We start from the raw sequence: 23,817 nt of genomic DNA, 5'->3' as shown, positions 1-23,817 counted from the left end.
CACGCAGGCCAGCCCTCAACCCCCCCACCCCGACCCCCATCCGCGCACACGCGCGGCTGGCCAGGCCATCCGGCAAGGCGCGGCGGAACAACGGCGCCGCGCCCTGCAGCACGCGCATCGAAGCGCGCGCCTGCAGCCGTTGCCGCGTCCCCTGTTCCAGCATCTCGCCTGCCCACGGCGGCAGCAGCGCCGCCGCCGCCCCCAGGAACACATCGCGCGAGAGGCCCGGCACCGGTACCGGCAGCCGCACCGACTGCAATACCTGCAGCACCTCGCGGGCCCGCCCATCCAACCGCAGCTGCGGTTGCTGCAGCGCAAACCAAGCGTCCACTTCTGCTTCGCTGCGCGGCACGCCGGTGGCGCCCAGCGCCTCGGCCACGCGCCGGTATTCATCGTAGTAACGGTCGGCCAGCGGCCCGGGCACCGCACGCCCGTAGCGCCGGAAACCCTGCAGGAAACCATAGGCTTCGGTCACGTGCACCCACGTCAACAGCGCCGGATCATCCGCCGCGTAGGGCACGCCATCCACGCTGCCACGTACGTTGGCATGGATGCGGCGCACACGCGAAACCAGCTTTTCCACCTCGGCTGTCGGCGCGTAGGTGGTGCCGGCCACGAACGCGGTGGTGCGGCGCAGCCGGCCGACCAGGTCTTGGCGGAAATTGGAATGGTCATACACCCCGGCCAGCGCACGCGGATGCAACAGCTGCAGCATCAACGCGCACAGCCCGCCCGCCAGCATCGAAGGCAGTTCGGCATGCACCCGCCAGGTCATGCTGTCCGGCCCGAACCAGCCAGGGTCGCCCGCCGGGTGGTCGTAGTCGATGCCACTCTGGCCGCGCGGGAAGGCGTCCAGTACCCAGCGGCGGATCGGGGCGGTCAGCGGAGAGAGCGGAGAAGACATGCGGCGGCTCAGGACTCGTCGGGTCGGCGCAGATTGCGCGTTTCCGGCCCATTGTCGGTCATCGGCGGTGACCGGACGCCTCACAGTGTCCGCCGCAGCGACGGATGTGCGGCCGCAGCACGTTTTCCACTGCGACATCTTGTCGCAGGCCATCCCGCCGATGCTGCATCGCATCACGCCCGTCGGCTGCCTACGTATTCATCCCGGCCGCCCGCGCGATCTTCGCGCCGCCCTTATTGCACCCCTCGCTGGAAGTGCTAGAACTGAATCCGCCTCACCGCTCAACGCATCGCCGCACGTTCCAACAGGGAGCCCGCCATGATTGCTTTGTTCAAAGGTCTAGGATTGTTGTTACGCGACAACGAGCTGTACCACAGTCCGTTCGAAAAACAGGTTGCCCATTGGCGCGGCATGAGCGAACAGCAGATCCGCGACGAGGTCGCCGTGCTGGCGCAGGCGAAGTGCCAATGGCTGATGGCCTCCATCGTCGGCTGGCAGGCCTCCTCCCTGCTTATCCTCGGCCTGATCGCCAACTACCTGTGGCGCGATGACTTCCATATCACCTTCACCCGCGTGGTGATCATCATCGGTTCGTGGGTCTCGATCCTGTTCGTGATCTGGTTCATGGCCAACATGTTCGACCAGCAGGCCGGCTTCGAACGCTGGATGAAGGCCTTCAACAGCCGCGCGCGCATCACCTCCAGCGCCGACAGCGTGGAATGCGTGGCCGATGCGCTGGGCATGGCCGAGCACTATCCGGAAGTGCTGGATTACAAGCAGGCCGTCACCAGCCGGCGTGAGCTGCGCCACGAAGACATCCGCATCATGACCGAGATCGGGCGCATGCGGCAGCACAGCGAACTGGTCGGCCGCCTCAACCACGTCGGCGAAACCAGCAGCCATCGCGACCTCACCCTGCAACCGGCCTTCTGACGGTTACTGGCAGGGGACGCTGGCGCTGCTGCTGACGCAGGTCCTGAAGCATTGTGGCAGGCCTTCCCGCTTCTGCGTGTGGCCAGCGCGGATGTCGAAGGCCTGCAGCATGCCGCGTTCGCAGCGCTGCTGGCCGTCGCAGGTTTCCTTGAAGACCTGGTAATAGCAGCGCCCACTGGCGCTGCGGACGCAGTCGAACGACGCGCTTTCCGCGCGCACCGAGGTGCGGCTGAACAGCTGGTCGATGCCCTGTTCGCTGATGCGGGTGATCGAGGTGCTGGTGACCTTGTCCTGGCAACCGAACAACGACAGCAGGCAACTCAGCACAGTGGTGAGATAACGCATGGCACGGTCCTTCCTTGTTGGCCCGGGGCGGCTTTACATGCCGCGGAACAGGCTCATGAACGGTTGACTGACGGTGAGCGTTTCAGGCCGGTCGCGCAGGCGCAGCACGCCGCGTCCGGTGTCATCGCGGCTGACCGCCGCCACGGCCTTCATGTTGACGATGGTGGAGCGATGCACCTGCCTGAACTGCCGCGCATCCAGCGCCTCCAGCAGCTCGCGCAGCGGGGTGCGCAACAAGCTTTCGCCGGCCGCGGTAACCACCGTGGTGTACTTGTTGTCCGCGCGGAAATACACCACGTCTTCGAGCATGATCAGCACGGTATCGCGTCCATTGCTTGCAGTGATCCAGGCCAGTGGCGGGGCGTCGGCGCGCGGCTGCCCGTTGCCAAGACGCTGCAGCAGCCGCTCCAGCACGGCATCGTCGTTGCGCGCTGAAGGCAGGCGCGCCAGCAGGCGCTCGCGCGTGGCCAGAAGGCGCTCGTCGCTGACCGGCTTGAGCAGGTAGTCCATGGCGCCCTGTTCGAAGGCATCGATGGCGTACTGGTCGTAGGCGGTGACGAACACCACCTGCGTGCGCGGGCTCAACTCGCCCAGCGCGCGCGCCACCTGGATGCCGCTGACGCCGGGCATGCGGATGTCCAGGAACGCGATGTCCGGTTGCTTCTCGGCCAACTGCTCCAGCGCACTGGCGCCGTCTTCGCACTCGGCCACGATGCGCAGCTCCGGCCACAGCCGGCGCAACTGGTCCACCAGCGCACTACGCAGCAGCTCTTCGTCTTCGGCGATCAACGCATCAAGCGGCATGGCGCGGCTCCTTGGCAACCTGCGGCAGGGTCATGGTGGCGGCCACGCCACTGGGGAAATTGGCGACGATCGCCACCCCGGCCTGTTCACCGCAAGTCAGGCGCAGGCGTTCGCGCAGGTTCTTCAGGCCGATGCCGGTACCGCTGGTGCCGTGGCCGAAGCCCAGGCCGTCGTCGGCCACGGTCACGGTGACGTGGTCATCGAAGGCCCGCGCGATGATCCAGATCGTGCCGCCGCCGGGCTTGGGTTCAAGGCCATGCTTCACCGCGTTTTCCACCAGCGTCTGCAGCGCCATCGAAGGCAGCTGCACGCTGTGCAGCGCATCGGGCACCTGCACGTCCACGCCCAGCCGGGCGCCCATGCGGATGCGCAGGATTTCCAGATAGGCACGGGTACGCTCAAGCTCCACGCCCAGCGTGGAAACCGACTCGTCCATGCTCGGCAACGAACTGCGCAGGTATTGGATCAGGTGGCCCAGCATCACGTCCGCACGTGCCGGATCGGTGCGCGTCAGCACCTGCGCATTGGCCAGCGTGTTGTACAGGAAGTGCGGTTCCACCTGCGCGTGCAGCAGGTTCAGGCGCGCGACCGAAAGTTCTTTTTCCACGTGGGTCTGTTCGGCGGCGGCCTGTTCGTCGCGACGCTGGTCGGCCACGCGGCGGCTGACGGCTCGGGTCACGGCCTCGGCGTTCTCGTAGTTGCTGCCCTCATCCAGTGCCAACAGGTCGGCCCACCAGCCGGCATCGGGTTCGAACAACAGCGTCACCGTGCTGGTGCCCTGGCCCGGGGTGATCGTCGCCAGGATGCTGTTGCGCTTGATCGCCAGCCGCGCCGGCAGGTTCCAGCGCGAAGGCTGGCGGCCATTCCAGGGATCCACCCGGCGCACGTACGCACGCACCTGCAGGCTGCCCGATGCGCTCTCGATGTCTTCCACGCGCGGCAGCTCGGCAATGGCCGATTCCAGCAGGGCGAAGGCCGGGCCGGCATCCATCGGCAGCTCGATCTGTCGGCGCTGGCGGCTGGACAGCGTGCTGCCGTCCAGCTTGCCGGCCACCAGCCACACCCGGCGCACATGGGTGATCGCGCTGCCCAGCGCGGACAGCATCAGGAACATCGCCAGCAGCCCGAACACCCAGCCCGGACCATCGTTCATGCCGCTGAAAAGCCCGCTCCAGACCATGCCGGCCACGATCAACGCCGCCGTCCAGGCCAACAGGTGTCGGAAGATCAAGGAGACGCTGGGGAACACGGAGGCTGCCTTCACGAAGGAATGGGCCGAGCATAGTGCGCCAGCCCACCACCGCAAGCACCCGGCGACGAAAGCCGGGAATCAGCCGACCAACCGCCACCTGGCAGTGACGGCCGCTGGCCGTCATCCCTTTGCCCCGGTGGGTGACGACCGTTGGTCGTCACGCTGTTCCCCCGGTAGTGACGGCCGCTGGCCGTCAGCCCCCCGCCTCAGCGGCGCTGTTCAGCACTCTGGTCGCGCACCGCGCGGAACGCTTCTTCGGCGTTCCAGTTCGGCCACGCACGTGAGTTCGCCAGCTCGCTGCCCAAGGTGTACAGCACCTCCAGGTCACGCGCGGCGCCAGCGAACTTCCAGTCCGGCTGCCACTCATCGCCCTGCTGGTGGTAGCGCTTGGCGGTGTAGTCGTCCGATGCCTTCCTGCCCGCCGCGATACCGCCGTCCACCCAGTCCTGCCCGGCCGACCAGGACAGCGCCGGTACGCCACGCTTGGCGAACGGGAAATGGTCGGAGCGGAAGAACAGGCCGGCTTCCGGCTTCGGATCCGGCGTATAGCGGATGTCCCAGCGCTGCGCCACGGTCTTCAGCTGGTCCAGCAGCTCGAAACGCGCAGTGCCGTAGATGCCGAAATCGCGTGACGGACTGAACGGCGCCATGCCATCCATGTTGATCACCGCCACGGTCTTTTCCAGCGGGTACAGCGGATGGGTCGCGTAGTACTCCGAACCCAGCAGCCCCTTCTCTTCGGCAGTCACCGCCAGGAACAACAGCGAACGCTGCGGCCTGGGCGCCTTGGCGAAGCCCCGTGCCAGTTCCACCAGCGACGCCGTGCCGCTGGCGTTGTCCAGCGCCCCATTGAAGATGCGGTCACCGCGGGCATCCGGCTCACCCACGCCGATATGGTCCCAGTGCGCGCTGTACACCACCGTTTCATCAGCGTGCTTGCTGCCTTCCAGGCGCGCGGCCACGTTGTGCGAGGTGATCACCTCGGTCTTCACCGCGTACTTCGCATCCAGGCTGGCACCGGTCAGCGGCACCGGCTTGAAACCGCGCTGCTGCGCCTGCTGCTTGAGCGCCTCGAAATCCAGGCCGGCCGAGCGGAACAGGTCCACCGCGAGGTCGCGCTGGATCCAGCCTTCCAGCAACGGGTGGCTTTCGGCCGGCGTCTCACGCACCACGTCGAACATGGTGTTGGTGTTGGATCCGGCCACGGTGGCCCAGCCATACGATGCCGGTGCGGTCTCGTGCACGATCAGCACGCCGAGCGCGCCCTGGCGTGCGCCTTCTTCGTACTTGTAGGTCCAGCGACCGTAGTAGGTCATGCCCTTGCCGTCGAAGTCGCCCTGGCCGGTCTCGAAGTCCGGATCGTTGATCAGCACCACCGCGATCTTGCCCTTCAGGTCCACGCCCTTGAAGTCATCCCAGTTCTTTTCCGGTGCCTTCACGCCGTAGCCGAGGAATACCAGCGGGGCCTTGCTGATGTCGACCTGGTGGGCACCGTTCATTGCCGCGCGAACGGCGATCTGCTTGCCCTGTTCCAGCGGCACGGCCTTGCCGCCCTGCTGCAGGGACAGCTGCGGGGTGCCGACGATGTCGCCCTTCAGCAACGGCACGGCCTGGGTCCACAGGCGCTTTCCGTCCTGCAGGTCACCACCGGGCTGCAGGCCGGCGGCAGCGAACTGCTGGCTCAGGAAGGCGATGGTCTTCGCCTCGCCGGCGGTGGCCGGTGAGCGGCCTTCGTAGGCATCGGAGGCCAGTTCCTTGACGTCGGCGGAGATCCGCGCGCCATCGAACTTCGGCGTCGCCGCCATCACCGCGGTGGACACCGACAGGGCCAGCACGCTCATTACCACTCGCTTCATTGCTCTCTCCAGCAGGGACTGCGACAAGACCTCGAGTGTAGCCGCTGCATGCCCCGGTAGTGACAGCCGCTGGCCGTCAATCCCAAGCGTCACCCAAACGCATCCGCGCGCGCCACCAGCGCCTCGCGTTCGCGCGCGTTTCCACTCAACCCAGCCGCGTGCAGGAACGCAGAACGCGCATCCTCATCACGCCCCAGCCGGGCCAGCACTTCTCCCCGCACTACCCACAACGGCGCATGTGCCTGCAGCCTCGGTTCCAGCAGCAGCGGCTGCAGCTGCCCCCAGGCCACCAGCGGGCTCTCCGCGCGCAGCACCGCCACCACCCGGTTCAACGCCACCACCGGGCCCGGCTGCACCTGCAGCAGACGGTCGTACAGCGCCGCTATCGCCGCCCAATCGGTGTGCGCGGCAACCCGCGCACGTGCATGGCAGGCCGCGATGCCGGCCTGCAGCACATAGCGGTCGTCGTCACCGCGCAACTCCCGCGCACGCTGCAGTGCCGCCAGCCCACGCTCGATCTGCAGCCAGTCCCATCGCGCGCGGTCCTGCTGTTCCAGCAGCACCGCACGCCCGTCCGTATCGGTGCGCGCGGCGCCGCGCGAGGCCTGCAGTTCCATCAGTGCCAGCAGCCCGTGCACCGCCGCATGCGCAGGCAGCCGCGCCACCAGCACCCGCCCCAGCCGCAGCGCCTCCTCGCACAGCGCCGGGCGCATCCAGTCTTCGCCGTGGCTGGCCGCGTAGCCCTCGTTGAATACCAGGTAGACCACTTCCAGCACGGAGTGCAGACGCCCCGGCAGCTCCGCGCTGCGCGGCACCTCGAAGGCCACCTGGCTGCGTTCCAGCGTGCGTTTGGCGCGCACGATGCGCTGGGCGATGGTCGGCTCGGGCTGCAGGAACGCGCGGGCGATTTCCTGCGTGGCCAGGCCGCCCAGCAGGCGCAGGGTCAGCGCCACCCGCGCATCGGCCGACAGCACCGGATGGCAGGCCACGAACACCAGTCGCAGCAGGTCATCGCCGATGTCATCGCCCAACGCATCATTGTCATCCGGCGCTGACGCTGTGGCTGGATGCAGCATTTCGCCCCATTGCGCATGCTGCCCGGCAATCCGCTGGCGCTGGCGCAGCACATCGATGGCACGGTTGCGCGCAGCGGTTATCAGCCAGGCTCCTGGATTGTCCGGCATGCCCTCCAGCGGCCAACGCTCCAGCGCGGCCAGCCAGCAGTCCTGCACCAGCTCCTCGGCCCGGCCGATGTCACCGCCCAGCATCCGTGCCAGGCGCGCGATCAGTCCCGGCGACTCCATCCGCCACAATGCCTGCAGCCGCTCCTGCATGCTCAGGGCGTCTTCATGCAGTTGACCATCCACGGCTTGCCATAGCGGTCCTGCAGCATGCCCCAGCGATGCGCCCAGAACGTTTCGGCCATGGGCATGTGCACCACCCCGCCTTCGGCCAGTGCGGCGAATACCCGCTCGGCTTCCTCCGGGGTATCCACGTCCACGTTGATGGTGGTGCTGCCACCGCCCTCCTCGCCCGGGCCGTCGGCGTCCATCAGCACCGCCGCGCCCACCTCCAGCTGCGAATGCGCGACATGATCCAGGGTCTCCGGCGGCATCTCGTTGCAGCCGGGCGAACCGTCGGAAGGCGGCATGTCGCGGTACTGCATTTCCGCAGTGACCTTGCCGCCCAGCGCCTGTGCATAGAACGCCATCGCTTCGTGTGCCTGGCCCTTGAAGCCAAGGAATGGAATCAGTTTCATCTTCGATACTCCCGTGCAAGCGTGGATGGATGGAATGCTCTCAGCGCGCGGCGCTCTGTTCGCGCAGGCGCTGTTCCTTCTCGCGCAGTTCGGTGCTGAAGGCCTCGCCGAAATCTTCTTCGGCCATGATCGGCCGCAGTTCCAGCACATCGCCCGGCGCAAAGGGAGCGCGCTGCGCCCACTCCAGCGCCTCGTCCAGCGAGCGCACCTGCCACAGCCAGAAGCCGGCCACCAGCGAGCCGGGATCGGCAAACGGACCGGCCTCGACCTGCGGCGGCGATGCATCGCCGAAGCGCACGCGTTTGCCTCGGGCGCTGGCATGCAGGCCTTCCCCCGCAAGCAGGATCCCGGCGCGCACAAGCGCTTCGTTGAAGTTGCCCATGGCGATCATTTCATCGGTGCTGGGCAGGGTGCCCGCCTCGATCCTGGCATTGGATTTGACGAAAACCATCACCTTCATGTCTACGCTCCCAAAGCAGCCGGTAGTGCCCGGCCTTCATGATGTCGACGAACCACGGGCAGGGAAATCGACATCCCCCGCAAACGCTGGATCACCCGCCATCCGGTCACGTGCAGGGCCATGCAGCACGCCCCGATGCGGCGCCGCAACACAGTCTGGCGCGGGTCTGCGCGATCATGGGCACCCGCCGCCAACGGACGTCCCCCCATGCCGCAGTACGCCCTGCTGATCTACATCGACCCCGCCCTGCTGGGTGCCCTGCCCGGCGAGGAATTCGATGCGCTGATGCGCGCATGCCTGCAGCATGCCGATGCCCTGCAGGCCGAAGGCACGCTGCTGGCATCGCAGAAACTTCAGCCGATCGAAGAAGCCCGCACGTTGCGGGTACGCCGTGGCGAGGAACGCGTTCTGGACGGGCCCTTCGCTGAAACCCGCGAACTGCTGGCCGGGTTCAACCTGATCCAGGCACCCGACCACGAGAGCGCCCTGCGCATCGCCCGCGGCTTCCCTTGGGCACGCTTTGGCAGCATCGAAGTGCGTCCGTTGGAAGACCTCGACGCCGAACGGCTGCGCGTCGGCGCCTGAGCCGAGGCGGCAGGCCCCCCACGCCGCGACTCAGTCGACCAGCACCACGCGCAGATCGCGCCCGCCCAGCGCATCGTTGCCACTGTGGTCGCGCGCGTGCGCCTGGATCACGTACTCACCCGGGGGCAAGGCCGCCGGCTGCCAGCGTCCCGCCGCCATCAGTCCATCGCGCACGGTGTTGGTCGCCAGGTAACGGAAGCGGGTGACCGCGCTGCCGTGCACGGTGATGCCGCTGTCCGGCGCATACGCCACGCGCACCGCCTGCTGCTGCGGAGGCATGCGGTTGAACACGATGTTCCAGCGCGGCTGCTCGTAGCCGGCCAGCGGCTGCCCGGCCGCATCCCGTATCTGGTAACCCACCTGGTACAGGCCCAGCCGTCGGCGCGGCAGGTTGCCGTCCACCTGGTCCCAGGCCTCCACCACGATCTGCACGCCGCGCCCCCTGCGTGACACCGGCACGCGTCCCTGGGCATCGGCGCGCAGCGGCTGGTCGGCGTCGTCCAGCAGCGCCACATCGGTGATGCGCGGCGCCACGCTGTCCACGAAGCCGTTGAACCCGAGCAGCGCGGCATTGCGCTGGAAGCCACTGCTGCCCACGCTCAGGTGCACGTGTGCCTGGCTGTTGATGCTGCCCAGACGGTCGCCGGCGTGGATCCGCGTGCCGCGGCGCAGGCGGATGCGCTCCAGCTTGCCCTCCGCATCGAACAGCTGCTGCCAGCGTTCGTCGAAGGCCACCCCGCGCGCATCGCGGCCCACCCGCATGTGCAGGTAACGCAGCGGCCCGACCTCCAGCCCTTCGGCCTGTCCACCCACGGTCCAACTGGACAACGGGCTGTCGATCTTGCCATCGGCGATCGCCAGCACGGTCTGGCCGACATCGCCGCGCACGTCGAAGCCATCGTGCAGGTGGTGGCGACTGTCGCCCTTGAAGTTGCCGCGCACCTCGCCCAGCGTGCCCACCACCTCGTGCCCGCCCTGCTGCGGCGCCAGCGGCCAGCGGCCCTCGGTGCGCGGCAACGGCGCATCATCAGCCGGTCCCACCCGTGCCGGTGCAGGCGCCTGGCCCGGATCCAGCACGGCCACCCGGTGCAGGCGCCACGCCGCGGCATCGGCCACCCGCAGGCTGCCATCAGCGGCCACCGCCATGCCACTGGGGCGGGCAAGGCGCGGTACCTGGCCGGTGCCGACCAGTGCGATCTGGTGGCCCTGCGCCGATACCTGGACGATGCGCCCGCTGCGGTCGCCCACGTACAGCACGCCGTCATGGCTGCGCGCCAGCGACAGCGGACCATTGATCACGTTGGAGGACGGCACCGGCGTATCCACCTGCCCGTCCATGCCGACCCGGCGGATCGCGTTGTTGTGGAAATCGGCCACCAGAAGTGCACCGTCGCCGTCCCACGCCAGGGCCACCGGGGTATCGAAGCGGGCCACGCCGGGGAAGCCATCGATGTGCGCCGGCTCACCGCCGCCGGCCAGGGTACGCACCCTGCCATCCGGGCTGATCACCCGGATGCGGTCGTTCCAGGTATCGGCCACGTAGACATTGCCGAGCCCATCCACCGCCACGCCCATCGGGCCATCGAAACGTGCCTGGGCCGCCGGCCCGTCGGCGAAGCCGCGGATGCCACCAGCCAGCGTGGTGACCTGGCCATCAAGCCCTATGCGGCGGATCGCATGGTTGCCGGTATCCGCCACGTACACCACGCCGGCCGCATCGCGCGCCAACCCGGAAGGGGTATGGAAACGTGCCTGCAGCGCCGGCCCATCAGCCAGCCCTTCGGTGCTGCCGGCCAGCGTGGACACACTGCCATCGGCGGCCACCCGACGGATCCGGTTGTTGTCGCCGGCGTCGGCCAGCAGCAGGCTGCCATCGTCGAGCGCAAGCAGCGCATACGGATCGGAGAAGCGCGCCTGCATTGCCGCCCCGTCGCGCAGGCCCGGCACGCCATCGCCGGCCAACGGCTGCAGCTGCGCGGTCCAGCCCAGGGGGGTCGGTACCGGTCCTGCGGGCACCGGGCCGGTGACGGTTCGCGGCAGGAAGGTCGCCGCAACCGCGAGTGCGGTGACCGCGGCAATCCCGATGATCCATCGCACACGCACCATCTGCATCCCTTCGTTTTTTTCGCAGGCAGGACGATAGCTGCTGCCGCAACGCGTGCCAAGGCGGTGCCGCCGCGCGCGTTCCCGCAGCACGTCCGCGCGGCACGCTCAGCGCGCAGGCACTTCGCTGCGGATGCCCATCGCCTCGCGGTAGCGCGCGTACAACGCCATCACTTTTTCCACGTAGGCCAGCGTTTCGGCGTACGGCGGCACACCGTTGTAACGGCTCACCGCGCCGACGCCCGCGTTGTAGGCAGCCGCCGCCAGCACGTGGTCTCCCTTGTAGCGCCGTAGCAGCGCGCGCATGTGGCGGGCGCCGCCATCAATCGATTGCGCGGCCGAAAGCGGGTCCTGCACGCCGTAGTCGCTGGCGGTGTCCGGCATCAGCTGCATCACCCCCTGCGCGCCCTTCGGCGACACCGCGGCCGCATCGAAACCGCTCTCTGCATGGGCGATCGCCCGCAGCCACGCATCTTCCACGCCGGTGGCCTTGGCCGCCGCCTTGAACTGTTTCGCATGGGGTGCCAGCTGTGCCGCGCCGACGCGCCCCAGCCCGGCATGCGCCGGCTCGCCAGGCGGGGTGGCCACGGTGAACTTCAGGTACACCCGCGATCCGGGCAGGTTGCGGGTGGAGTAGACCAGCCTGCCGTCCTGCTCGCGTTCGTACAGGGTGCCGCTGAACACCCCCATGTTCCCCCACAGGTTGGGCGCCTGCACGGCGCTGTCATCGATCTCCCTGGCCGTACAGCGCGATCCCGGCTCCGGCGCGGTTGCCATGCTGACCGTGTTGCCCTGCACGCAGCGGTACACCGTGCGCGCCTGCGCCGGCCCGCAGGCAACGGCCAACAACAGCACACAGAAGCAGGCGGGCACGCGCATCGGCAGGAGCATCGGCAGGGAGGTCGGCGGCATGGTGTTCCGCGGGCGCGGAATCCCCAGTGAAGACGCCGGCTGACGTTTCTGGCCGCCTTGGCCGATGCCCTGCCAGGCAGGCAGCCCACACCGGCGGCGCCCGCGCCGACCGCTCCCCCACTCCACCACAGCGTTCAGCTACGCTGGTGGGCAAGGCACACCTGCAGGCAGTGCCTGGCCGAACGCCTACCCCCGGACACGGAGCCGTCGATGAACCGCATGCGCATGCAGCTGCTGATGGCCTTGGTGGGCCTGCTCGCCGCTGCGCTGCCGTTGGCGATGATGACCTGGCTGAGCTGGCACCACGCCGCCAACACCGCCCAGGCCCAGCTGCGCGAAACCGCCGAACGCGCCCTGGAGCGCGCCGACCGCTCCTACCTGCAGGCGCTCACTGCACTGCAGGCCATGCAGCACAGCCCGTTGGCGCCCTGCAGCCCGGAGCACATCCAGCTGATGCAGACCCGGGTGGTCACCACCTCGTCAGTGGACCAGATCAGCTATTTCCAGCAGGGCCGCGTGCGCTGCACCTCGTGGGGCCGTCCAGTGGCCGCGCTTGCCCCCGGCCAGCCCGACCACACCACGGCCGACGGCGCGACACTGCAGCTGGACCAGCAACCGCGCGCACCCTACGGACGGTGCATGTTGTCGTTGCGGCTGGGCGACTACGAGGCGTTGATGGATCCGTACCATTTCGTCGACCTGATCGATACGCGCGACATCCGCATCGCCATCGCCACCCCTGACGGACGGTTGATCGCCCAGCAGTCACTCCCGGACCAGCCGCTGCTGCAGTCCCTGCTGCGCGAACCACGCTCCGGCGATGCCGGTACGCTGCTGTTCGCCAGTGCACGCAGCGAAGCATGGCTGGCCATCGTGACCACGCCACGCACTGGGATGGCCGGGATTTTCCTGCAGCAAGCCTGGGTGCTGGTGCCGATCAGCCTGCTGCTGGGCGCAGCGGCGATCGCATGCACCATCGCGCTGTCGCGGCGGCGTTATTCGCTGAAAGGCGAGCTGAGCCATGCCATCCGCCGCAATGAGCTGTACGTGGTCTACCAGCCGATCATCGAGCTGGAAACCGGCATCTGCGTGGGCGCCGAAGCGCTGGTGCGCTGGCGTCGCGCCGATGGCAGCGAAGTGCGGCCGGACCTGTTCATTCCGTTGGCCGAAGCCAGCGGACTGGTCGGGGCGATCACCGATGAGGTGATCCAACGGGTGATCGTGGACATGCGCGACCTGCTGGTCGGCGACCGCAGCGCGCACATCGCCATCAATCTGGCACCGGAAGACATGATCAGCGGCCGTGCGCTGAAGGTGATCGCCGCCAAGCTGGCCGGCACCGGCATCGCCAACCAGCAGATCTGGCTGGAGGCCACCGAGCGCGGCTTCATGGACATCGAAAAGGCACGTGCGGTGATCTCCGCGGCCCGACATTCCGGGCACGCGGTAGCCATCGATGATTTCGGCGTGGGCTACTCCAACCTGCAGTACCTGCAGCAGCTGCCACTGGATGCGCTGAAGATCGACAAATCGTTCATCGATGCGATCGGCACCGACAGCGCCACCAGCCCGGTCACCGGCCACATCATCGACATGGCCAAGACGCTGGGCCTGTTCGTGGTGGCCGAAGGGGTGGAAACCGAAGACCAGCTGGCCTACCTGCACAGCCGGCAGGTGGAATTCGCCCAGGGTTGGCTGTTCGCCAAGGCACTGCCACGCGAAGAATTCATCGCCTTCCACAAGCGCCGCCAGGAACTGTATGGCGCGGCACGCGAAGACATGCAGAACACCCAGCGCCAGCCCGGACAGTAGCCGTCTTCGTACGGTTCATGCGGCCGTCCTATAATCGGCCCATCCACTTGAGGCTTACGCCAATGCGCCACTGATGCCGCCGTCTTCATCGACGGCCTGATTCTTCTCCCGCCCCTGTACGCAGGGGGAGTCGATGGCATCTGTTGGAGGTCTGCATGACCACGCATCCGCTCACGCTTGAACGCGTGACCTGCCGCCTGCCCGATGGGCGTGCACTGTTTACCGATCTGTCTTTCACTTTCGATCCTCTCGCCACCGGACTGGTCGGCGCCAATGGGGTCGGCAAGAGCGTGCTCGCCCGCGTGCTCGCCGGCAGCCAGGCGCCCACGTCCGGCCGCTGCCATGGCGGTGGGCGGGTGTTCCTGCTGCCCGCGCTGAGTGGTGCACCCCAAGGCCGCGTGGCCGACCTGGCCGGTGTCGGCGATGTGCTGGATGCGCTGGACCGGATCGGCGCAGGGCAGGTCGACATCGAAGACTTCAACCGCGTCGGGGAGCGCTGGGACCTGCGCGAACAACTGCGCCTGCAGTGGCAGCGCAGCGGACTGCCCGCCGACCTGCAGCCGGAGGATCCGGCCGCGCGCCTGAGTGGCGGGCAGGCGATGCAGGTGGCGTTATCCGGCGCATGGGCCAGTGGCGCAGACTGGTTGATCCTGGACGAACCCAGCAACCACCTGGACGCACGGCGGCGTGCCCAGCTGCGCCAAGCACTGCAGCGCTGGCGCGGCGGGCTGCTGGTGATCAGCCATGATCGCGAACTGCTGGGGCAGATGGCCTGCATCGTCGAACTGGATGCGCACGGGCTGCAGCGTTTCGGCGGTGGCTACACGGACTACGTTCACGCCAAGGCGGTGCACGAAGCCGCCGCGCAGGCGCAGCTGGACCATGCGCGACAGCAGCACCGGCAGCAGCAACGGCATGCGCGCGCACTGCACGAACGCGCCCAGCAGCGGCAGTCGCGCGGTGCACGCAGCGCGCGTGAGGCCAACCAGGCACCGATCCTGCTGGGACTGCAGAAACAGCGCGCACAAGCCAGCGCCGGACGGCATGCGCAGCTGCAGGCGCAGCGCCTTGCCGACAGTGCCGACCGCCTGCGCGAAGCCAGCGCCGGAGTCAGCCCGAGCACGCAGCTGGTGGCCTTCGCACCGCCCAGCCCGCACGCCAGCCAGCAGGTCGTACGGCTGCAGGGCATGCAACTGCCGCACGGCTGCCGCGCACCGCTGGACCTGATCCTGCAGCGCGGCCAGCGGCTGGCCGTGGTGGGCGACAACGGCAGCGGCAAGTCGACCCTGCTGCGGGTACTGGCCGGCCAGCTGGCGCCGCGGGCCGGCAGCTGTGATATCGGCGTACCGGCGGCCCTGCTGGACCAGGCGCTGGTCACGCTGCACGCGGGCAGCAGCGCCCTGGCGACACTACAGGCGGCCTGCCCGGCGACGCCGGTAGCCGAACTGCGCACCCGGCTCGCCCTGCTGGGCCTGGATACCGCGCGCATCGAACGGACCAGCGCCACGCTGAGCGCCGGCGAGGGGCTGAAGGCGGCGATGGCGTGCACCCTGTATGCCGATCCGGCCCCCGGCCTGCTGCTGCTGGACGAACCGGGCAACGCGCTGGACCTGGAGGCGCTGCACGCACTGGAAACCCTGCTCGGCCAGTTCACCGGCACGCTGGTCATGGCAAGCCACGACCTCGCCCTGCTGCAGTCCATGCAACCCACCCACGTGCTGCAGATGAACGAAACCGACTGGACCCTGCGGCCGTGGTGACAGGAGGTCCGGCGGCACAGTGTTACTATGTAACACCCAGTTCCTGTCCCCGCCTCCGATGAAATCCAGCCAAGCCGCCCTGCTCGACGCCAGCGCCGTCGCCCTGTCCAGCCTGTGCCTGCTGCATTGCCTGGCCCTGCCGCTGCTGGCCGCCGCGCTTCCGCTGTTCGGTGCGTGGGCCGAAGCGGAGTGGGTACACGCTGTGTTCGTGGCCATTGCCCTGCCGGTCACCGGCTTCGCACTGTGGCGCGCCCATCGCCAGCACCCGCTGCCGGCGCCGGCCTGGTTGGCCGCAGCAGCCGGCCTGGCGCTGCTGCTGGCGGGCGCGCTGGAGTTCCCCAGCCACGACAGCGAGACGGTGGTCACGGTGATCGGCAGCCTGCTGATCGCCGCCACCCACCTGTGGAACGCGCGCCGCCGTCACCGCCAGTGCTGAGCAAGCGGTTACTGTAGGCGGCGGCCATCCGGCCGTGCAGGCAACGGAGCGCAGGCGATGTCAGCAAGAGGAAGTGCGTTCAAACGCGGCGTGGTGCCTTGGTTCGGGCTGTGCAGCTGGCTGGGCATGGTGATCGGCGTGCTGATCGAACAGGCGGCCCGCGCGATGGGCGCCAGCGGCAACAGCGCCACCGCGGTGGGCGTGCTGGCTGCGGCCATGTGTGGGTTCTGCGCGGTGCTCGCCTCGCGCGTGCGCGATGAGCGCTGGCCGTGGCTGGCACTGGGCGGTGCAGCCTTTTCCGCGGTGCCGCTGGCGCTGTTCCTGGTGTCGATGATCCTGCACTGAGCCCCGCACCGGTAACGCGATCACCCGCTGCGTCCTACACTAGCGGCCCCTGATTGCCACGCGAATGCCCCCGTGCCCCACTATTCCGGCCCCCTGTTGACCCGCGAAACCGCCACTGCCCTGCAGCGCGCGGCCGATGCCGGCGCGCCCAGCTGGGCCGGTTCGCTGGACCTGGGACGCAGCGAAGAAGACGTCGGCCTGTCTGCCGATGGCTTCATTTTCCGTGGCCAGTCCTACCCGTGGCCGGGCAAGGTAAAGGACCGCACGCTGTATTACTGGGACGGCGAGGAGTTCCTGCCCATCTCACGCTTCAGCGCATCGCTGATCAAGCTGGTGCCCACCGAATGGGGCGCGCCGACCTTCGAAATCGACGGCATCAAGATGCTGCCCAGCGCCAAGCTGTCGCCGTTCGACGATGCGCGCCGCAAGGTGGAACTGATCGCCCCGGCGGGCAAGACCGTACTCGATACCTGCGGCGGACTGGGTTACTTCGCTGCCTGCTGCCTGGACGCCGGCGTGGTGCAGATCCGCTCGTTCGAAAAGAATCCGGACGTGCTGTGGCTGCGCACGCTCAACCCGTGGTCACCGGATCCGGACGCGGCCGGTTCCGGTGGCCGCCTGCAGTTGGCGCAGGGCGATGTATCCGAAGAAATCGCCGCGTTGCCCAGCAACAGCGTGGACGCCATCCTGCATGACCCGCCGCGCTTCGGCATCGCCGGCGAACTGTATTCGCAAGTGTTCTATGACCAGCTTGCACGGGTGATGCGCAGCGGTGGCAAGCTGTTCCATTACACCGGCGCCCCGAACAAGCTGACCAGCGGCCGCGATGTGCCGCGCGAAGTCGCCAAGCGGTTGGAAAAGGCCGGTTTCAAGGCCGAACCCGCGCTGGATGGCGTGCTGGCGACCTATCGCGGCTGAGCCTGTTGCTGCCCCTGGTAGCGCCGAAGGCAGCGGCAGGAGCCGCTGCCAACGTCGCCTGCGACGGCCCGCAGGGTGTCGGTCAGGACGACCGGCATAGCCATGCTCGGCGGCTCTGCCTTCCGGCAACGCGATGTCTGGTGCATGCCGCGCTTCGCGCTCGCCGAGCATGGCTCGGCGCTACCGAAGCCGTGCCCCCCACCGCTGCGGCTATTCGTAATCCACCTTCGCCAACTTCTTCACCCACGCCGGCACTTCCGGCTCACCTGCATAGAAGGTCTTCGGGCGCTTCTCCGCCATTGCCCAGCGGTGCAGCCAGCTCGGCCCGTAGCGGCCGTCATACCCGGTGGTACCACGCGCATACGCCGGGTCCTGCATCGCCTCATCCAGGCTGACAAACCGATACCCGCGTCGTTGCGTCGCCGCCACCAGCTCGGCGAAGGTCGCCGCGTTGAGTTCGTTGGCATGCATCAACCACACCTGTGGCAGCGCATAGCCAAGCAGCGTCACCGACTGCGCTTCGTAGTAATCCAGCTTGTTCAACATGTACGGCACGTAGCCTCGCCGCAGCTGCCGCAGCACCACCTCGCGCGCCGGCGTATCGGCCTGTTCGTTGAGCACGTTGGCATAGGCGAAGGCCCATACCCACTCCCCGTTGTCCACCGTGACCGGCGCGATGCGGTAGCCGTGCTCGGCGAAGAACCCGTCCATGCGGGCACGGTCCTGCGCCGTGCGGCCTGCGCGCAGGTGCGGGTGGCGCATCCACACCGGCACCTGTCCACGCTCGGCCAGCAGCGGACGCAGCACCCGCTCGCCGCGCAGGAAATCCTGCTGGAACGCCTCCACGCCTTCCGCGTTCAGATCCATGTGCGACCACGTATGGTTGCCCAGTTGATAGCCCGCATCCAGCCAGTCGCGCAGCATCTGCACGCGCTGCGGCTGCACCACGCCGCCCACTTCCAGCTTGTTCTCGTTGACGAAGCCGACCACCGGCACGTTCGCCTGCTTCAACTGGTCCAGCAACGCCTGATGGCGTGCCTGCAGGTCCGGCGGCTGGATCTCGTCCAGTCGCGCCCACGGCAGGTCGTCGATGGTGACCGCGATACGGCGGTCGATCTCGGCCGCGTGGCCTACGCCTGCGATGGCAAGCAACAGCAACGCGAATAAACGGGATGTCATGGTGGTAACCGGGCCACGGCGGGCGGGTAGTCGGGCAGCCCCTGACTCTACCGCTGTTTGGCCGCCCACATGTTGTCCACCAGGTTCGGATACGGTCGCCCGTTCTCCTCCGCCCGCTGCCGTGCGGCAGCCTTCTGCGCATCCGTCAGCGGACGCGATGCCTGCCCCTTGGGATTGGGCTTCTTCCAGGGCGGCGTGGTCGACTTGCGCATGACGGGTTCCCGTGGCGTGGATGCAATGACGCCCGGCGTGGCGGCCGGGCGTCATTGAAGGCAAGTGGCAACGCTTACTTCTTGAGGAAGTTCAGCAGGGCCAGGTTGAAATCATCGGCGTGGCTGGTGTTGCAGCCGTGCGGCGCATCTTCCAGCAGCGCCACTTCGCTGCCTGCGACAGCCTGGTGGGTACGCTTGCCCGAGCCCTCGTACGGCACCGTGCCATCGCTGTCGCCATGGATGATCAGGGTGGGCACGGTGACCTTCTTCAGGTCCTCGCGGAAGTCCGTTGTACCGAAGGCCTTCTGGCAGCCCAGTGCGGCCACCTGGTCGGACTGGTGGGCCAGCGCCACCGCTTCAAGCCGCTGTGCTTCAGTGACCTTCAACTTGCCGTTGGCACTGAAGAACTTCCTGGTGAAGTCGTCGAAGAAGGCCTCACGGTCCTTGGCCAACGCGCCGGCCATTTCATCGGCGGCTTCCTTGCTCAACGGCCCTTCCGGATTGTCGCTGCCCTTGAGCAGATACGGCGGCACCGCCGCGGCGAACACCACGCTGTGCAGGCGATCCTGGCCGTGGTTGGCGATGTAGCGCGCCACTTCGCCGCCGCCCATGGAAAAGCCAACCAGTGACGCATCTTTCAGGTCCAGGTCTTCGATGAGGCCGGCCAGGTCGGCCGCCAGCGTGTCGTAGTCATAGCCCTCGGCCGGCTTGTCCGAACGCCCGAAGCCACGGCGATCATAGGCGATCACCCGGTAGCCGGCATCGCGCAGGACCGGCACCTGGGCCTTCCAGGAATCAGCCGACAGCGGCCAACCATGGATCAGGACGACCGGGCGGCCTGTCCCACCGGAGTCTTCAACGTGCAGACGGACGCGGGAAGCAGTCATGGCAACTCCATGCAAGGGGAACAAGTTCCCCACGCTAAGGGGGCGGGGCTTGGGCCGTCGTGAAAGATCGTGGCGACGTCGTGACATGGCCTGCACGGGGCGGGGCTGCATCGCCTGCGCCGGGCGATCCCGCCGCGTGATCGCCTGCACATCGCGCGAACCTGCTTTGGTAGCGCCGACCCATGGTCGGCGAGCGCACCGCGCGGTGCAGGCAGCCCGCCGAGCATGGCTATGCCGGTCATCCTGACCGCCACCCTGCGGGCCGTCGCAGGCGACGTTGGCAGCGGCTCCTGCCGCTGCTTCGGCGCTACCAGTCTGCCGTCCACGTTCCCCGCCGAACCACCTGCACCCCGCGAACCCCGCCGCGTGATCGCCTGCACATCGCGCGAACCTGCTTTGGTAGCGCCGACCCATGGTCGGCGAGCGCACCGCGCGGTGCAGGCATCCCGCCGAGCACGGCTCGGCGCTACCAGTCTGCCGTCCACGTTCCCCGCCGAACCACCTGCACCCCGCGAACCTGCCGCGTGATCGCCTGCACATCGCGCGAACCTGATCTGGTAGCGCCGACCCATGGTCGGCGAGCGCACCGCGCGGTGCAGGCATCCCGCCGAGCACGGCTCGGCGCTACCAAAGCATGTCCGCCGCGCGCACACCTCCACGCTGCCCTATCATGACGACACCGTTGAAACACCGATCCCGCAGGACCGCAGTACGCATGACGCAGCACTGGAAACCTTCGCGCCTGGCCCTCGCCCTGCCCCGCTCTGCCGCGTGGGAACTGCACCTCGAAGGCGAAGACGTGGTGATCCACCTCGGCGATGCCATCCACCGGCACACCCTCGGCTTCGATGCGCGCCTATCCGTTAAGCGCGGCCTGTTGTGGGCCAGCGTCGTGGTACAGCGCCGCGACGGCCCGACAATCACCCTCGACGGCCTCTCGCACGCGGACGCCAGCACCCTCGCCACGGCCCTTGATGCTGCCGAACACGCACAGGACCTGCGTGAACGTGGCCCGGCGTTCCTGCATAGCCTCGACCTGATGCGCCAGTGGAACGGTGAAGCGGAGGAACTGCTGACCGAGCGCCGCGCGCAACGGCGCTGGATCAGCCACGACGACCAGCAGGCCCTGCTGGCTGCGCGCCCCGCGATGGGTCTCTCACCCACCGCGCTGCACGCGCTGTTCCATGATGCTGACCTGCCGCTGGATGAGGACGAACGCGAATCGGCGCTGATCGAACTGGAGCTGTGGGAACAGGATTGGAGCGCGGCCTGCGAAGCCGTCAACGCGCAGATCCTCGCCACCGAACGCAACGCAGCGCGCTCCCTGCTGGACCGCGTTGAAGGCCGCCCGCTCACCGACGAACAGGCGCACGCGGTGATCTGCTTCGACAACCGCGTGCAGGTGGTGGCCGCCGCCGGTTCCGGCAAGACCTCCACCATGGTCGCCAAGGCCGCCTATGCCATCCAGCGCGGTTACGCCGAGCCGCGCCAGATCGTCATGCTGGCCTTCAACAAGGAGGCCGCCGGCGAACTGCAGCAACGCACCGATCGCGCGTTCGCCCGCCTCGGCATGGGCGACAGCGTGGTGCAGGCGCGCACCTTCCACGCACTCGGCCTGGCGATCATCGCCAGTGTCACCGGACGCCGGCCGGAGGTGCCCGACTGGGCGGTGGATGCCACGCTCGGCTTCCATCGATTGGCCGACCTCATCGACCAGCTGAAGGACCGCTCGCACGCCTTCCGCACCCGCTGGGACATGTTCCGGCTGGTGTTCGGCCGCGATCTGCCGGCGCAGGGCGGTGCGATGGATGCCGACGGCTGGGACAAGGACGGCAGCGGCTACGTGCGCACCCTGCAGGGCGAGCGCGTGCGCAGCGTGGAAGACTGCATCCTGGCCGACTGGCTGTTCTACAACGGCGTGCGTTATGCGTACGACCGCAGCCAGCGCTTCGACGCAGGCGAGGAGGCCTTCCATGCACAGCCCACGCAGTTCTATTACCCCGATGCCGGGCTGCATCACCGGCATGGCGGCGCGGACACCGATCCGCTGCCGCACACAGAAGGCCCTCATCTGGACACCAGCTCGCACGACCTGCGCATGGGCTGGGCCTTCGACGATCTGGGCCACGCACTGGCCACAGGGGGCGTGACGGTCGATCCCAACCCCGACCGCGATATCCCGGACGACGGCCAGAAACCGATGCCCGACGCCGAGCTGATCGGTCTGATGCGCACCTTCATCAGCCATGCCAAGAGCAACTGCCTCGGCCTGGACGACATGGCCGCGCGACTGCGCGAGATGCCCGACGACCAGTTCAAGGAGCGCTACCGTCGCTTCCTGGAGATCGCCGGACCGGTGCTGCAGGCGTGGGGCGATGCGCTGGATGCAGAGCACGCCATCGACTTCGAGGACATGCTCAACCAGGCCGCCGAGCACCTGGAACAAGGCCGTCATGCATCGCCGTATACGCTGGTGATGGCGGACGAATTCCAGGATGCATCGCGCGCCCGCGCACGCCTGTGCCGTGCCTTGGTGCAGCAGCCGGGCACGTACTTCTTCGCGGTGGGCGATGACTGGCAGTCGATCAACCGCTTCGCCGGTGCCGACGTCTCGGTGATGACCCGCTTCAGCGAATGGTTCGGCCACGCGCAGGTGCTGCGACTGGAGCAGACCTTCCGCTGCCCGCAGGCCCTGTGCGATGTGTCCAGCCGCTTCATCAGCGCCAACCCGGCGCAGATCCGCAAGCACGTATGGTCAAGCACGCCGAGCCATGGGCCGGTGTTGCAGGCGTTTCAGGTTGCCGCGCGTGATCAGCTCAGCGATGCCGTGGGCCAGTACCTGCAGCAGCTGCACGACGCGTGCCTGAGCGGTGCGATGCCAGCGGGCCGCGACGGCAAGCTCAGCGTCTTCGTGCTGGGCCGCTACAACGCCGACCGTGCCTACCTGCCCGGCAACTGGCGCTCACGTTTCGGCGCCACGCTGGAGGTCAGCTTCCTTACCGCCCACCGCAGCAAGGGCATGGAAGCGGACGTGGTGATCCTGCCGGCGCTGCTGGACCGCGCCTTCCCCAACCTGCGCGCGGACGATGATGTGCTGTCGCTGGCGATGCCCAGTGGTGATACGTATCCGCTGGGCGAAGAACGGCGGCTGTTCTATGTGGCGTTGACGCGGGCACGGCGCTCGGTGGCGATGTTCACTGTTTCCGGCAAGCGCTCGGCATTCCTGGATGAGCTGGAACGGGACGGCGCGCTGCAGGTCACCACGCTGGATGGAAGGCCGGTGAAAGAACAGCGCTGCCCCGCGTGCGGTACCGGCGTCATCGTGAAGAAGACCGGGAAGTACGGTGACTTCCATTCGTGCTCCGGGTACCCGCGCTGCGAGCACAAGCCGCGGCTGACCGCGTAGAAGCCAACGCCGGGTAGACCCGACTTCAGTCGGCTGGGCTTTTGCACGAATAAACCTTCGCTTGGGAACGTGCGGACCGAGGTCCGCACCTACGGGGTATGACGCTCAGTGGACGTCACTGACTCCTCCGCCGTTGATCTTCGCCGAGGGGTCGCCCCCCGCTCAGCGGATACTGTATGTTCCCGCATTCCGCGAGCATGCCTTCGGAACGCAGCCTGCCGCTTCCGTTGACAAAAATCCCTGTCGATACGCTATGCAACTTACGCCGCCATTGACCGTGTGCGTGAAAGGCTTCGAGTAAAACTGAATGTCTCTGATTATGCAGCGGCCCCCATCAACTCCTATGTGGTACGAGATCTGACCAGCAACGGAGCTCTGCACCCTGATGCTACCGCGCGCGAAGAAGTTCTGATTGACCTGCGCAGCGCCTGACGGTGCGACCGCGATTGCGTAGTCCGTGCTTCGGCTGCCGATCTCTTCGGTGGGACCTGTGAGATCGGACAGAGACTCCGCCTCGCCAACATCGGAATCGTCGCTCATGCACAGCCAAGCTCCCACAGCAGCATCACCCGACAACACGCTGCGACCGGGCTTGGGGATCATTCCTTCTTCGAGGCAAAGCGCTTGGTGGTAAACCTTTGTGGCCGCTGATTGCTGGTCGGAATCCACTTCGTATTCTCCACCCGGCAACACACGCAGGCGCTGTTCCACGGTGACTGACCCGCCCGAAAAATCGGGCATCTGCGCAGTGCGAATGATGTACTGACCCGAACCATCCTGTTGCGCTACAACGTCGTGATAATGGGTACCAGAGTGGGGACCAATCGCTACCGCTGTCATTAAAATTGCCGTCAACATGCCAGGAAACCTCTCAGATTGGGAGTCGATTGTTTGCTACCTGGCCGCGCTGATGCTGTGACTGATTTCCTCGTATCAAGCAGATGTGCGC

Annotated in this window: 22 protein-coding genes; 8 read left to right on the top strand and 14 right to left on the bottom strand. The window is 67.6% G+C overall.

The window, feature by feature from the left end:
• A partial coding sequence (locus CXG43_RS09920) for an oxygenase MpaB family protein (RefSeq protein ID WP_101099818.1) occupies positions 1 to 904 on the bottom strand: 904 nt, incomplete at its 3' end.
• Positions 905 to 1,222: 318 nt separating this feature from the next.
• Here CXG43_RS09920 and CXG43_RS09915 point away from each other — a divergent pair.
• Complete coding sequence (locus tag CXG43_RS09915) at positions 1,223 to 1,837, top strand: hypothetical protein (RefSeq protein ID WP_042612764.1); 615 nt, start codon at positions 1,223 to 1,225, stop codon at positions 1,835 to 1,837.
• 3 nt (positions 1,838 to 1,840) lie between these two features.
• Here the strand turns inward: CXG43_RS09915 and CXG43_RS09910 are convergent, their stop codons facing one another.
• The 7 genes from CXG43_RS09910 to CXG43_RS09880 all read right to left on the bottom strand — a co-directional run bounded on the left by CXG43_RS09910 (position 1,841) and on the right by CXG43_RS09880 (position 8,313).
• Positions 1,841 to 2,182: a hypothetical protein gene (locus CXG43_RS09910; protein ID WP_101099817.1), complete on the bottom strand. Its 342-nt coding sequence runs from the start codon at positions 2,180 to 2,182 to the stop codon at positions 1,841 to 1,843.
• Positions 2,183 to 2,215: 33 nt separating this feature from the next.
• The gene (locus CXG43_RS09905) at positions 2,216 to 2,986 is read right to left on the bottom strand and encodes a LytTR family DNA-binding domain-containing protein (RefSeq protein ID WP_101099816.1); all 771 of its coding nucleotides are present in this window, start codon (positions 2,984 to 2,986) and stop codon (positions 2,216 to 2,218) included.
• On the bottom strand, positions 2,976 to 4,235 hold the full coding sequence (locus CXG43_RS09900; protein WP_101099825.1) for a histidine kinase: 1,260 nt from the start codon (positions 4,233 to 4,235) through the stop codon (positions 2,976 to 2,978). The genes CXG43_RS09905 and CXG43_RS09900 overlap by 11 nt, the downstream gene beginning before the upstream one ends.
• 209 nt (positions 4,236 to 4,444) lie before the next feature.
• Positions 4,445 to 6,094, bottom strand: coding sequence for a M28 family metallopeptidase (locus CXG43_RS09895; protein ID WP_101099815.1), 1,650 nt, complete (start codon positions 6,092 to 6,094; stop codon positions 4,445 to 4,447).
• Between the two features lie 89 nt (positions 6,095 to 6,183).
• Positions 6,184 to 7,449 carry a sigma-70 family RNA polymerase sigma factor gene (locus CXG43_RS09890; RefSeq protein ID WP_101099824.1) on the bottom strand — a complete coding sequence of 422 codons (1,266 nt, stop codon included), beginning with the start codon at positions 7,447 to 7,449 and terminating at the stop codon, positions 6,184 to 6,186.
• Positions 7,431 to 7,853 (bottom strand): VOC family protein, encoded by a 423-nt coding sequence (locus tag CXG43_RS09885; RefSeq protein WP_101099823.1) that lies wholly within the window; start codon positions 7,851 to 7,853, stop codon positions 7,431 to 7,433. Before CXG43_RS09885 ends, CXG43_RS09890 begins: the two co-directional genes overlap by 19 nt.
• 40 nt (positions 7,854 to 7,893) lie before the next feature.
• The gene (locus tag CXG43_RS09880; RefSeq protein WP_101099814.1) at positions 7,894 to 8,313 is read right to left on the bottom strand and encodes a YciI family protein; all 420 of its coding nucleotides are present in this window, start codon (positions 8,311 to 8,313) and stop codon (positions 7,894 to 7,896) included.
• Between the two features lie 207 nt (positions 8,314 to 8,520).
• Between CXG43_RS09880 and CXG43_RS09875 the strand changes: the two genes are divergently transcribed.
• Positions 8,521 to 8,898, top strand: coding sequence for a YciI family protein (locus CXG43_RS09875; RefSeq protein WP_101099813.1), 378 nt, complete (start codon positions 8,521 to 8,523; stop codon positions 8,896 to 8,898).
• Positions 8,899 to 8,928: 30 nt separating this feature from the next.
• Here CXG43_RS09875 and CXG43_RS09870 read toward each other — a convergent pair whose 3' ends face one another.
• Positions 8,929 to 11,004 (bottom strand): gluconolaconase, encoded by a 2,076-nt coding sequence (locus tag CXG43_RS09870; RefSeq protein WP_101099822.1) that lies wholly within the window; start codon positions 11,002 to 11,004, stop codon positions 8,929 to 8,931.
• 105 nt (positions 11,005 to 11,109) lie between these two features.
• Complete coding sequence (locus CXG43_RS09865; protein WP_101099821.1) at positions 11,110 to 11,880, bottom strand: lytic transglycosylase domain-containing protein; 771 nt, start codon at positions 11,878 to 11,880, stop codon at positions 11,110 to 11,112.
• Positions 11,881 to 12,123: 243 nt separating this feature from the next.
• On the opposite strand from CXG43_RS09865, the gene CXG43_RS09860 reads away from it, so the two are divergent.
• The 5 genes from CXG43_RS09860 (at position 12,124) to CXG43_RS09840 (ending at position 17,184) form a co-directional block, all read left to right on the top strand.
• On the top strand, positions 12,124 to 13,725 hold the full coding sequence (locus tag CXG43_RS09860) for an EAL domain-containing protein (RefSeq protein ID WP_101099812.1): 1,602 nt from the start codon (positions 12,124 to 12,126) through the stop codon (positions 13,723 to 13,725).
• Between the two features lie 155 nt (positions 13,726 to 13,880).
• Positions 13,881 to 15,485: an ATP-binding cassette domain-containing protein gene (locus CXG43_RS09855; protein ID WP_101099811.1), complete on the top strand. Its 1,605-nt coding sequence runs from the start codon at positions 13,881 to 13,883 to the stop codon at positions 15,483 to 15,485.
• Between the two features lie 58 nt (positions 15,486 to 15,543).
• Positions 15,544 to 15,921 carry a MerC domain-containing protein gene (locus CXG43_RS09850; RefSeq protein ID WP_101099810.1) on the top strand — a complete coding sequence of 126 codons (378 nt, stop codon included), beginning with the start codon at positions 15,544 to 15,546 and terminating at the stop codon, positions 15,919 to 15,921.
• Between the two features lie 57 nt (positions 15,922 to 15,978).
• Positions 15,979 to 16,266 carry a hypothetical protein gene (locus CXG43_RS09845; protein ID WP_101099809.1) on the top strand — a complete coding sequence of 96 codons (288 nt, stop codon included), beginning with the start codon at positions 15,979 to 15,981 and terminating at the stop codon, positions 16,264 to 16,266.
• A gap of 72 nt (positions 16,267 to 16,338) precedes the next feature.
• The gene (locus CXG43_RS09840; protein ID WP_101099808.1) at positions 16,339 to 17,184 is read left to right on the top strand and encodes an MnmC family methyltransferase; all 846 of its coding nucleotides are present in this window, start codon (positions 16,339 to 16,341) and stop codon (positions 17,182 to 17,184) included.
• A 210-nt stretch (positions 17,185 to 17,394) separates the two neighbouring features.
• Here the strand turns inward: CXG43_RS09840 and CXG43_RS09835 are convergent, their stop codons facing one another.
• The 3 genes from CXG43_RS09835 to CXG43_RS09830 form a co-directional block, all read right to left on the bottom strand.
• On the bottom strand, positions 17,395 to 18,363 hold the full coding sequence (locus CXG43_RS09835; RefSeq protein ID WP_101099807.1) for a polysaccharide deacetylase family protein: 969 nt from the start codon (positions 18,361 to 18,363) through the stop codon (positions 17,395 to 17,397).
• Between the two features lie 47 nt (positions 18,364 to 18,410).
• The gene (locus CXG43_RS19280; RefSeq protein ID WP_182657244.1) at positions 18,411 to 18,575 is read right to left on the bottom strand and encodes a hypothetical protein; all 165 of its coding nucleotides are present in this window, start codon (positions 18,573 to 18,575) and stop codon (positions 18,411 to 18,413) included.
• A gap of 74 nt (positions 18,576 to 18,649) precedes the next feature.
• A complete protein-coding gene (locus tag CXG43_RS09830; protein WP_101099806.1) occupies positions 18,650 to 19,462 on the bottom strand; it encodes an alpha/beta hydrolase in 813 nt (270 codons plus the stop codon).
• Positions 19,463 to 20,177: 715 nt separating this feature from the next.
• On the opposite strand from CXG43_RS09830, the gene CXG43_RS09825 reads away from it, so the two are divergent.
• The gene (locus CXG43_RS09825) at positions 20,178 to 22,868 is read left to right on the top strand and encodes a UvrD-helicase domain-containing protein (protein WP_101099805.1); all 2,691 of its coding nucleotides are present in this window, start codon (positions 20,178 to 20,180) and stop codon (positions 22,866 to 22,868) included.
• Between the two features lie 162 nt (positions 22,869 to 23,030).
• On the opposite strand, the gene CXG43_RS09820 is transcribed toward CXG43_RS09825, so the two are convergent.
• Entirely contained in the window at positions 23,031 to 23,726 is a 696-nt protein-coding gene (locus CXG43_RS09820) for a hypothetical protein (protein ID WP_101099804.1), read from the bottom strand.
• Positions 23,727 to 23,817: the final 91 nt, after the last annotated feature.

The sequence above is a fragment of the Stenotrophomonas sp. Bg11-02 genome (genome assembly GCF_002836635.1).
GTDB classification, from domain to species: Bacteria; Pseudomonadota; Gammaproteobacteria; order Xanthomonadales; family Xanthomonadaceae; genus Stenotrophomonas; species Stenotrophomonas lacuserhaii.
This window is presented reverse-complemented; position numbering and strand designations above follow the sequence as displayed.